Genomic DNA, 6,176 nt, shown 5'->3' with positions numbered 1-6,176 from the left:
ATCCAATCCCAGCAGGGAGGTATCCTTCCCGTGAACGGTAAGGGGTGATAGAGAACGTACAGATTTACAACACGGCCCTAACCTCCTCCCAGATAGCCCAGTTGGCCTCCTCCCCCACCCAAGATCCAGTGAGTTACCCCTCCCTAATATTCTGGGCACTTTATAGATACATATTTTACATGGGAGATCTAGTTACTGGATATGGGTTCCAGAGGATGGGAGCACTGTTGGAGAGCGGGGTGTTCTGAATGGCAATAGTCATATCGGACCACATGGATGAGGACGTGGACTTCTACGTACCTCCAGGTACTGACGCGACTCAGGCCATCCTAGACGCCATTCAGCTGGCAAGGGTGTACGGCGTAGCACACATAGTGATTAGGGGAAGACTCTACGTCTACGCTACTGCTAACACGTCGTTCCTCTTGGATCAGTCCCTCCACTACGTGTTTGAAGGGGACGGACTAGCCGAGATTGTCTATGTGAACCCCAACAACATTACCAACCCCAGTACCATGATAGCTGTGGGCTCCATAGCGACACAGGAGATGAATAAGGCCACCACCAACGCCTCTGTGACTGGAGTCCTAAAGTACTCAACTTACGGTTGGGTTGTAGCCTTCAGGAATCTCAGGCTAGTCAACAAGACATCGCAACGTTGGCTCATGATAACTGGTTTCCCCTACAATATGCACTCTACAATGTTCTACTTCGAGGGCGTAGAGTTCTTCGCCTCCATATGGTTGAACCAGACCACAGATGTACTGGTGTACAACTGTTACGTGAACGACAACGAACTGCTCTTCGACACCCAGTCCAGGGAACTTGTAGTAATGGGATCCCGTTTCGAGAACAGCGCTGGCCTGGCCATGTCTCCCAGAGGATGGGCGGTGATAGGTTGTACCTTCGTCTCCTCCGAGACCTATCTGAACCCAGGCGTGGACGGCAACAACGGGTCTGTTATAGGATGTATATTCGACTACGGCAGGTTGATAACACAGGGTGCAGATAACCTGAGGGTAGTTGCCAGTCAGTTCCAAAACGTATCATTCAGTGGGAACGGAGGTTACGTCCAACTAGTAGGAGGAATAAACTACGCCATAGTGGGTTGTGCCTTCGAGAGTCACTGGAACGTACAAATCTCCGATTTGTACAGGGGAAACAGCGTCTTCGTGGCCTTCAACACCTTCGATTTTGGAACCAACCTCATCATCCAAGTGAGGGACGGCTACCACGTGGACTCCATAGTAATAATAGGCAACATATTCGCATCCTGGAACTACAACTCCTCCCTCATCTTCATAACTGGAAACCCAGGCCCTGGATCCACTACAACACTTCTGACGGGTAGCTTCAAGATGCTGTATCTAGCCTTCAATACCTTCATCAATGCCTCAGGCACAAAGGGTGCCACATACGGATTCCAGATCCCAAACGGCCCCAGGATTCACGGCATAGCATACGTTAATATAGCCCTGAACGGTACCTATGCCTACATAGCTTTTAACTACTTCCAAAACGCCCAGGGACTCTTCGATAACGGCACTGGACAACCATTAGGATTCTTCAGCCTTCAACAGCCTACCACTAACGTCAATGGAATAACTAACCTATTCTTCTACTTCAACGTTAACGAGAATAATCCGATATACATACCAAGCACCCAGCACTACACCTCTGCTTTTAATATGGGTATCGCCAATACTATAAACATATAGGTGTATGAAATTGAAGATCATAGTTATTTTTGATGACGGTTCGAAAATGGAGGCCACACCGAAGAAGGTGGAGGTTGTAAGATCTAATGGAAAGAATTTAGCCCATTTCAAACACGTTGAGAATAATCCACTAATGATATTTCATATTTATGTGCCCACTCAGGAGGAGCCTACAACTGTACCTCTACCCTTAGAAAAAGAAATAATAAAAAGGCTATCTGATGTTAATAAATATAAAAATTCAGCAGATGAACTGATACTCCAGGCAAAAACCAAGATGTCGTTGCCCTCAGTGAAATGTCACTACTGCGGTTCCGTAGCTACCAATGAGTACGAGGGAAAGAAGGTATGTTCTAACTGTGCCTCCATGCTCTCCAAATATGGGGAGAATAGTAGAGAGTTTATGGGCTATCTAAGAACTAAGTTAATGAACCAGTGGAGGCTCATCTGACCCTCTATACAGCCATCCTTTTTATTCAGTCTGGAGGTTCCGTGCAATTGTTATCCTGAATTAGTTTAAGCCGATGCCTTATCCAATCAGGGGGCATATCTTTCTCTATTGCGTTTATTGCCAATTTCACTCCTTCCTTTATACCTCTTAAGGCAAACTTGTCTTCTTCACTCCTTACCTTTAGACTCCAGATCTTGGTTCTAATTAATGCGTCTAATCGGAGTTCATTTAGGTTTATTTCATAATATTTTGATAAAACATATGGACTTAACATCATTTCTGCGTACCTCTCTGTGATTGCTAGCGGATTTCTAGGTCTGCTTAATGAATCTCTCTCCAAGTGGTTTACTTTAGCCAAATGAGAGGTCACTCTAGCACATGGCATATCATTCAAGTAGGCATGGAGACATAGATAGGGCTCATTTCCTATTCCTCTCAACGTCATAGGAAATAATGAGAATCCTTTATAAACACCTCTCTTTATGCTCATGTTAACACCTATGGGGTTGAAAGTCTTTTGTATCTTCTCATGATCAGTTACGTAATAATTCCTGACTAGAAGACCTCCTCTGGAGAAGTAGTCGTTGAATCCCATCATCTGTTTATCAATAGGTCTCTCCATAATAGTTTGAAATAATCTCGCCAACAGATATGAATTACTTTGATTTCTCCTCAGCACATTTTCTGATCTTTCGTTTACAGGACCTATTACCCCAATATTGGAGAAGTTTTCATGGAGCTTAACATGCTCTTCAATCCATGTAGATGATGGGATGGCATCATCATCCGTTGTAATTAATAACTCATCGCTTGCCGAAGAGTATAGCATATTTAAAGCCTCATCAAATAGTCCAGATTTCTGTATTAATATCTCTATATCTAGAGATTTTTTAAAACGCTCAATTACGTCTAGCGTTTTATCCTCAGGGGTGGGTTTATAGACGATTATCACCTTGAAGTCTCTATAGGTTTGCAGAGTTAGAGAATTAAGGAGTCCCACAATCGTCGTTCCATTGTTCTTATAGGTAGGGATTCCTACAGTTACATTCAACTATATCCCCTGGTTATACTGGTTTGGAGTAGATTATGTGGTCCGATATGACTATTGCCATTCAGAACACCCCGCTCTCCAACAGTGCTCCCATCCTCTGGAACCCATATCCAGTAACTAGATCTCCCATGTAAAATATGTATCTATAAAGTGCCCAGAATATTAGGGAGGGGTAACTCACTGGATCTTGGGTGGGGGAGGAGGCCAACTGGGCTATCTGGGAGGAGGTTAGGGCCGTGTTGTAAATCTGTACGTTCTCTATCACCCCCTTACCGTTCACGGGAAGGATACCTCCCTGCTGGGACTGGATGGGGAGGTTCCCTATCCAGAGGTAGGCTGGGGAGACGTAGCTCAGGCTCATGGACCCTGAGGCCACCAGTCTTCCGTTAAGGTAAAGTTGGGACGCACCGTTGTCGTATACAGCTGCTACGTGAAATGGGGAAGAAGGTATGGGGGCGGACAGCGAGTTGAAGTAGACGTTACCGAAGGCCAAGTTGATCGACCAGACCTTTCCCTTCTCGGTGGAACCGTAGGACACGGCGTAACCACCGTTGTTGTTGGAACCTCCCTGTATCCAGGCCGATACGGTGAAGGCTGACGGCGTACCTATGGCCTGATTCCCGTTGGCGAAGATCAGGGAGGAGGTGGAGTCGAAGAAGACGTAGGGATCCTGGGAGAAGCTCCACCTCTTGGAGAGGACATCGTTAACTACCCCAACGTCCTGATACCAGAGGGGTTGGATGGTTGGAGAGAGGAATTCCCTGATGGAGAGGAAAAAGTGAAAACTGCCCTGGCTTAAGTTTATTGATGCGTACCCATCTAACCAGATCTGTGGATCCTGCTCAGAAATTAAGGGTGACGATATCGGATAAAAATTTCCCAATAGACCTATTTTCCCATATCCTTGTCCAAGAACATATTGGATGGCCTCGTATATTCCGCACGTCCCTGATCCTTGTTGACAGGTTCCTTGAAATAGGACAGATCCGTCATTGGCTAATGCGGTGTAACCGGAACTCAAATCTCCATATACAACTGCATTATATCCTGACGGATATTGAAGCACCTGGCCCCTTGTATTGATCACTTCATTGGCCTTCCGCATCATCGTGGCCGCTATGCCTGCGCCTAGTCCAGCTGATGCATATCTAATGAAGTCCCGCCTCTTCAACTGAGCCATACTCTCAAGAATAGTCGTGTAAATTGTTATATAAAAACTTTATCCACACTTCTATATTTTCTTCCTAGTGATTTCTATCTTATTATTTCATCATTATGTAATTTTTCGTTATGTGAGAAATATACGTAGGTTTAACAATAATATTATCCAATAACGTTATTTATCTTCGTTTAAAGTAAAAATGTTAACTTGTTCTTTATTTTGTTCTTTAGATAGGAGCGTTCTCATGCGAATATCCTATTTGATATGACTTAGCGATATTATACGATTAATCTTCTAATTTCTTCCATCCCTTTCACTATGTCCGGTTCAGGGAATTTGCCTCTTTCTCAAGAAGAGGAGGGCCCTCATAACCGTCACCAGGGCCAGGCTGTACTCCAGTACAGCCACATTCCTAATGGCCCCACCGGTGTCCCTGACCGGATGAGCTAGGCTCAACCTGGAGGAGTTGCAGCTCTCCAAGCTTTAGACGCGCTCCTTGCCAGGGACACGTCTGTCCAGGACCCAGTAATGATCGGAGTAGTTCCCCTCCCCCGGGGGTCTTGTTGTCTATCGTGTACCTGGTAAGGGGAGACTCCGTCCACTAGAGAGACCCAGAGATCCTGCCCATCCCTCGCATCTCCTTGGTATATCCAAGGGTTGTCGAAGATCACGATCTAGGCCTTTCAAGAGGAGCTGGAGGTTCACGAACACCCTCAATCAGGTTATCCTGACCAGGCTATAGACCGTGATCAGGGGTCTATCCTCGATACTGAATATTGCCCTTAAGCTCACTATGCCCACGTACTCCCTAAGAGTCCTCCATTCTCGAGTGTAGACCCTAGAGAAGATCTTTCCACACGATCTGCATTAGTCCCCCTGGAGTAACCGTTCCTCATTACCTTGTCGGAATCACACTACGAACGAGAGAGCCTTCCCTCCCCAACGGGGAGCCCACTCAGGTAGTACCCTGTCAAGGTAAACCCAACTCCGTCACCCCAACACTCACTACCAGGGACATCTACTCCAACCCAAACTTCCTGGCTTTACACTAATATTTTCTTATGTAGAAAATATGTCGAGTGTGCCAGGGTTACAATGTCCATATCTCCCCACTTAAAGATACTCGTGATCCCGCAAACAAGAAGGTTTCCTTTGTGAGTAACTTCTACATCTCCCTGATAATTGCACATCTGTATCTTGAATTAGATGAATGCACGAGATATTCCCCTCCGTGTAAACAGGTATGAACGTCTAACAGTTAAACGTGAAGTTCTATTGCTTAAGAGCATTCTAAGGAAATCTCGCAAGCCTGTTGGATATTACTTCCTTGAAAAGAGATTTTTGTAGAAGACTTAAGGATATTAAGATAGAAAACAATATGTGGAAGTTCTTACCTCTATCTTTAAATGTTAATTTTTGATTAAAAATTCCTAGTCATGGTAGTAACAAGAGCAGCTATACTCATCAGATTCATTACACCTCAAAGATTTGAGGTAGCCCTGGAGTCTACTTAGTCTCCCTGACCCTGGGAGGCCGAGTGATTACGGTGAAGTTGCTCGCAGGAACACGACTCCTCCGGGACACACGTGAGGTACCTCTACACGACCGACCTCTCACTCAGCGAGGAAGTCGAGGAGGCCTGTAGGGTGGGAGATAGAGGAGCTCCACAGGGTCGTCAGGGCCCTGGAACTAGAGGATTCCTCATTCTGAACGGTAGACCCAAAATCACCTCCTTGAAAATAAATCTATATTATTAATAAGCGGTTCTATTGATTTAAGTAGAAATCTCTTAGA

7 protein-coding genes and 1 pseudogene are annotated in these 6,176 nt (G+C 45.3%); 4 read left to right on the top strand and 4 right to left on the bottom strand.

Translation table 11 applies throughout. The features are described 5' to 3' along the window. The first annotated feature begins 44 nt into the window (after nt 1-44). Genes METMK1DRAFT_RS00610 through METMK1DRAFT_RS00600 form a run of 3 tightly spaced genes read left to right on the top strand, consistent with a single transcriptional unit; the run spans nt 45 to nt 2,169 of the window. The gene (locus tag METMK1DRAFT_RS00610) at nt 45-248 is read left to right on the top strand and encodes a hypothetical protein (RefSeq protein WP_009069555.1); all 204 of its coding nucleotides are present in this window, start codon (nt 45-47) and stop codon (nt 246-248) included. Beyond that, nucleotides 249-1,718 carry a hypothetical protein gene (locus METMK1DRAFT_RS00605; RefSeq protein ID WP_009069554.1) on the top strand — a complete coding sequence of 490 codons (1,470 nt, stop codon included), beginning with the start codon at nt 249-251 and terminating at the stop codon, nt 1,716-1,718. A 10-nt stretch (nt 1,719-1,728) separates the two neighbouring features. Beyond that, nucleotides 1,729-2,169, top strand: coding sequence for a hypothetical protein (locus METMK1DRAFT_RS00600; protein ID WP_048087281.1), 441 nt, complete (start codon nt 1,729-1,731; stop codon nt 2,167-2,169). A 25-nt stretch (nt 2,170-2,194) separates the two neighbouring features. Here METMK1DRAFT_RS00600 and METMK1DRAFT_RS00595 read toward each other — a convergent pair whose 3' ends face one another. From METMK1DRAFT_RS00595 to METMK1DRAFT_RS00585, 4 genes are all read right to left on the bottom strand, one after another. Continuing rightward, nucleotides 2,195-3,220: a glycosyltransferase family A protein gene (locus tag METMK1DRAFT_RS00595; protein WP_009069551.1), complete on the bottom strand. Its 1,026-nt coding sequence runs from the start codon at nt 3,218-3,220 to the stop codon at nt 2,195-2,197. Nucleotides 3,221-3,281: 61 nt separating this feature from the next. After that, nucleotides 3,282-4,400, bottom strand: a complete 1,119-nt coding sequence (locus METMK1DRAFT_RS00590) for a LamG domain-containing protein (RefSeq protein WP_009069548.1) — start codon at nt 4,398-4,400, stop codon at nt 3,282-3,284. Between the two features lie 309 nt (nt 4,401-4,709). Beyond that, on the bottom strand, nt 4,710-4,838 hold the full coding sequence (locus METMK1DRAFT_RS19340; protein WP_281034059.1) for a hypothetical protein: 129 nt from the start codon (nt 4,836-4,838) through the stop codon (nt 4,710-4,712). After that, a complete protein-coding gene (locus tag METMK1DRAFT_RS00585) occupies nt 4,835-5,053 on the bottom strand; it encodes a hypothetical protein (protein WP_048087275.1) in 219 nt (72 codons plus the stop codon). The genes METMK1DRAFT_RS19340 and METMK1DRAFT_RS00585 overlap by 4 nt, the downstream gene beginning before the upstream one ends. An 827-nt stretch (nt 5,054-5,880) precedes the next feature. Between METMK1DRAFT_RS00585 and METMK1DRAFT_RS19785 the strand changes: the two are divergent. Continuing rightward, a pseudogene (locus METMK1DRAFT_RS19785) lies at nt 5,881-6,089 on the top strand (IS701 family transposase); the annotation flags it as partial. Between the last annotated feature and the right edge of the window lie 87 nt (nt 6,090-6,176).

The organism is Metallosphaera yellowstonensis MK1 (genome assembly GCF_000243315.1).
Classification (GTDB): Archaea; Thermoproteota; Thermoprotei_A; order Sulfolobales; family Sulfolobaceae; genus Metallosphaera; species Metallosphaera yellowstonensis.
Note: the sequence above shows the minus strand (reverse complement) of the source record. Positions and strands in the feature narration are given on the sequence as shown.

What these genes read in the sequence shown, in the direction of transcription:
- METMK1DRAFT_RS00605 (WP_009069554.1), top strand. Translation starts at nt 249, where the DNA reads ATGGCAATAGTCATATCGGACCACATGGATGAGGACGTGGACTTCTAC.
- METMK1DRAFT_RS00590 (WP_009069548.1), bottom strand. Translation starts at nt 4,400, where the DNA reads ATGGCTCAGTTGAAGAGGCGGGACTTCATTAGATATGCATCAGCTGGA.